The 4,182-nt window shown below is 52.5% G+C and carries 4 protein-coding genes and 1 pseudogene; all 5 read left to right on the top strand.

The genetic code is table 11. The features are described from left to right. A pseudogene (locus Q0369_RS03100) lies at positions 1–683 on the top strand (diaminopimelate decarboxylase); the annotation flags it as partial. Beyond that, the gene (locus tag Q0369_RS03105) at positions 680–1,087 is read left to right on the top strand and encodes a hypothetical protein (RefSeq protein WP_298095823.1); all 408 of its coding nucleotides are present in this window, start codon (positions 680–682) and stop codon (positions 1,085–1,087) included. The pseudogene Q0369_RS03100 and the gene Q0369_RS03105, both read left to right, overlap by 4 nt. Next, complete coding sequence (gene pheA, locus Q0369_RS03110) at positions 1,071–2,147, top strand: prephenate dehydratase (RefSeq protein ID WP_298095826.1); 1,077 nt, start codon at positions 1,071–1,073, stop codon at positions 2,145–2,147. The genes Q0369_RS03105 and pheA overlap by 17 nt, the downstream gene beginning before the upstream one ends. Beyond that, positions 2,147–3,256 carry a histidinol-phosphate transaminase gene (gene hisC / locus Q0369_RS03115; protein ID WP_298095829.1) on the top strand — a complete coding sequence of 370 codons (1,110 nt, stop codon included), beginning with the start codon at positions 2,147–2,149 and terminating at the stop codon, positions 3,254–3,256. The genes pheA and hisC overlap by 1 nt, the downstream gene beginning before the upstream one ends. After that, a partial coding sequence (locus Q0369_RS03120; protein ID WP_298095832.1) for a 1-deoxy-D-xylulose-5-phosphate synthase N-terminal domain-containing protein occupies positions 3,246–4,182 on the top strand: 937 nt, incomplete at its 3' end. The genes hisC and Q0369_RS03120, both read left to right, overlap by 11 nt.

Genomic DNA, 4,182 nt, shown 5'->3' on the forward strand with positions numbered 1-4,182 from the left:
CCCTTGAGATCGATATAAAATTTTTCGACGTGGGCGGCGGCATCGGCATCCGCTACGAGGATGAAAAACAGATCGTGCTCTACGACTACGCGCAGGGGATTTTGCGCAGCCTAAGCGGTCTAGACGTCACGATCGTGTGCGAGCCGGGGCGCTTCATCACGGGAGCTTCGGGCGTCCTCCTTACCCGCGTGCTTTACGAAAAACAAAACTGCGGCAAGCGCTTCGTCATCGTAGACGGCGCGATGAACGATCTCATACGCCCGAGCCTCTACGGCGCGCACCACGCCATCGAGATCATTGGCGCTTCGGAGGGTATAAATTTAAACGAACCGGACGCGAGCGAAGTAAATTTAGGCGGCAGGAGCTCGGATCAAACAAGCGGCTCGTGTGCGGATGAAAAAAATTTGGGCGGCGCAAATTTAGCCGCAGCGAGCCTCTGCGACGTCGTGGGCCCTATCTGCGAAAGCGGCGACTTTTTAGCCAAAGGGGTGAGCTTACCTAGCCTGCAAAGCGGCGATCTGCTCGCAGTGCAAAGCGCCGGCGCCTACGGCTTTTCGATGTCGAGCAACTACAACACCCGCTGTCGCGCCGCCGAGGTTGCGATTTACGACGGGCAGGACCGCCTGATTAGAAAGCGCGAGAGCTTTGATGATCTAATCGCGCTCGAAAAGGATTTCGTATGATCCGCGCGGCGAGCTGTCCAAAACGGGGCGCGATCTTAAATTTCAAATCCGAACGCGCAGCGGCTTTAAATTTTAACGCAGCAGCAAGCATGGTCTTAAATTTTAAATGCACCCCTGCTTTAAATTTCAAATCCGAACAAAATGCGCCTCTAAATTTCACGCCAGAACGAAGCCCCGCTTTAAATTTTAATCTCGGCTCTTTAAATTTTAGATCCCGCTGCGACGAATTTTATCGCGCCTTCTTAGCGCGCGGAAGTTGCGGCACAGCTATCTTAAGCGATGAAATTTTAAGTTCGCGCGGTAAGAATTTCAAAGCACAAAGCAGCAAGAGCGGCGGCATGAAATTTCTAAAACCGAAATTTAGGGGCGAGCAAAAGGAGGATTGTGATGCAAAATATCGATGATCTGCGCGTTTGTATCGATAGGCTGGATGATGAAATTTTGCGCCTTATCGACGAGCGCATGGGGTTTGTCAAAAAGATCGGCGAGCTGAAGCAGACCGCGGGCAGCGCGATCTACCGCCCGGAGCGCGAGCGCTCGATCATCAGCAGGCTGGACGGCGGAAAGGCGCGAAATTTAAGCAAAGAGGCGATCGAAGCGATATTTTTTGAAATTTTTTCGGTTTCGCGAAATTTAGAAAAGCCGCAGATCGTCGCGTTCTTAGGGCCTTTCGGCACCTATTCGCACCAAGCCGCCAAGAGCCGCTTCGGCGCGGTAAGCTCCTATCTGCCGCTCTCAAATATCGAAGCGGTCTTTAAGGAGCTTGATAGCGGCGAGGCTAAATACGGCGTCGTGCCGATCGAAAACAACACCGAAGGCGCGGTGGGCGCGACGCTTGATTGCTTGCGAAAATACGAAGGCGTCAAGATCGTCGCCGAAATTTATATGGACATCCACCACTGCTTTGCGAGCCACTGCGACGACGTAAGCATGGTGGATCAGATATTCTCGCATCCGCAAGGATACAATCAGTGCCTTAAATTTCTAGACGATCACGGCCTTAGCGGCGTTAAATTTACCGCGACCAAATCTACCGCGCTTGCGGCGCAGATGGCGGCTGCCACGCCACACTCCGCCGCAATCTGCTCCAAGATCGCCGCCGATCTTTACGGCGTGCCGATGATGTTTCAAAAGATCGAGGACAACTCCGCCAATCGTACGCGCTTTTTCGTGCTGAGCGACTTCAAAAACCAAAAGAGCGACCGCAACAAAACGAGCATCCTAGCCAAAACCGACGACCGCCCGGGCGGGCTCGTGGACTTTTTGCAGATGTTTCGCAACGAGGGGATAAATTTAACCAAATTAGAAAGCCGCCCTGTTAAGCTTAGGGATTTTAAATGTGTCTTTTATGTCGATTTTGAGGGGCACATCGACGACGAGCGCGTAGCGCGCGTGCTGCAAAACGCGCAGAAAAACGGCCACGAAATCACCTGGCTAGGAAGCTATATAAACGGAGGGGAGTGATGAAATTTAACGAATTTGTAGAAAATCTAAGCAATTACGAAGCGGGCAAGCCGATCGAGCTTGTGGTGCGGGAGTTTAGTATCCACAAGCAGGACGTGCTAAAGCTTGCCAGCAACGAAAACCCCTTCGGCACGAGCAAGGCGGTGCAGGAGGCAATCACGCAAAATGCCGCCTGTGCGCATCTCTACCCTGATGATTCGATGTATGAGCTAAAGGGCGCGCTCGCCTCGAAATTCGGCGTAGAGCCACAAAATATCATCATTGGCGCGGGCAGCGATCAGATCATCGAGTTTGCGCTGCACGCCAAGCTAAATTCGCGCCGCGCGATACTGCAAGCGGGCGTCACTTTCGCGATGTACGGCATCTACGCAAGTCACTGTGAGGCTAAAGTTTACAAAACGAGCACGCAGGAGCACAACCCGAGCGAACTTTTAAAAATTTATAACGCGCACAGGGATGAAATTTCGGTCATCTTTTTGTGCGTGCCGAACAACCCGCTAGGCGAGTGCTTGGATGCGGAGGCGGTGTATGAGTTCGCAGACAGCGTGGATGAGGATACGCTTTTGGTGATCGATGCCGCATATAACGAATTTGCGGCGTTTAAAGATGAACGCAAAAAGCTCGATCCGAAATTTTTAATTGGGAATTTTAAAAACGTGCTCTATCTAGGCACCTTCTCGAAGGTCTACGGCCTGGGCGGTATGCGCGTAGGCTACGGCATCGCGCCGCGCGTAATCATAAGCGCGCTTTATAAGCTGCGCCCGCCTTTTAACATCACGACGCTTAGCCTCGCAGCGGCGGTTGCGGCGCTAAAAGACGAGGCTTTTGTGCAAAAGAGCTTGCAAAACAACGCCGCGCAGATGAGCCGCTTCGAGGATTTTGCGCGCGAGCGAAATTTGGAATTTATCCCTAGCTACGCAAATTTCATCACGTTCAAACTTAGAGCGCCGATAGATAGCAGCGAGCTTTGCGATAGGCTTCTGCGCCGCGGCATCATCATTAGAAATTTAAAAAGCTACGGGCTAAACGCCGTACGTATCACGATCGGCTCGCAGGGGCAAAACGATCGCGTCTTGGGCGCTCTGGGAGAAATTTTAAGTGGATATTAAAAATAAAAGCCTAGAGGAGCTGCGGGAGCTCTGTGCACAGATCAGAGCGCGCATCATCGAAGTCGTGAGTAAAAACGGCGGTCATCTAAGCTCAAACATGGGCGCGGTCGAGCTCATCGTGGCGATGCACTACGTATTCGACGCCGCGAGCGATCCGTTTATCTTCGACGTAAGCCACCAAAGCTACGCGCACAAGCTCCTAACGGATCGCTGGGAGGAGTTCGGCTCGCTTAGGCAGTTTGGCGGTATCAGCGGCTACACGAAGCCTAGCGAGAGCAAATTTGATTACTTCGTCGCAGGACACGCCTCGACATCGATCTCTTTAGCCGTGGGTGCGGCAAAAGCGATAAGTCTAAAGCACGAAAATCGCGTGCCGGTGGTACTCATCGGCGACGGCTCGATGAGCGGCGGCATGACTTATGAGGCGATGAACGAGCTCGGCGATCTGCGGCTGCCCTGCATCATCATCCTAAACGACAACAAAATGAGTATCAGCAAGCCCATCGGCGCCTTTAGCAAATACCTAAGCCAAGCGATGGCGGGCGAGACATACCAAAAATTTAAATCCCACGTAAGAGAGCTGCTCTCCCACGCTCCGCAAAGCGCGACGTATATGGCAAAGCGCTTTGAAAATTCCTTAAAACTCATCATCCCTGGGATGTATTTTGAGGAGCTGGGGCTCGAATACATCGGCCCTGTAGACGGCCACGACCTAGCCGATCTCATATCGGCGCTAAAGACGGCAAAAAGCGCGCGTAAGCCCGTCGTCGTGCACGCTCAAACGATCAAAGGCAAGGGCTATGACAAGGCCGAGGGATATTTGGAGAGTTGGCACGGCGTAGGGCCTTTCGACATTCAAAGCGGAGAATTTAAGAAAAAATCCGCCGCCAAAAGCGCCACGCAAATTTACGCCGAGGCGCTTTTAA

Origin of the sequence: uncultured Campylobacter sp. (assembly GCF_938030685.1) — a bacterium.
Lineage (GTDB): Bacteria > Campylobacterota > Campylobacteria > Campylobacterales > Campylobacteraceae > Campylobacter_B.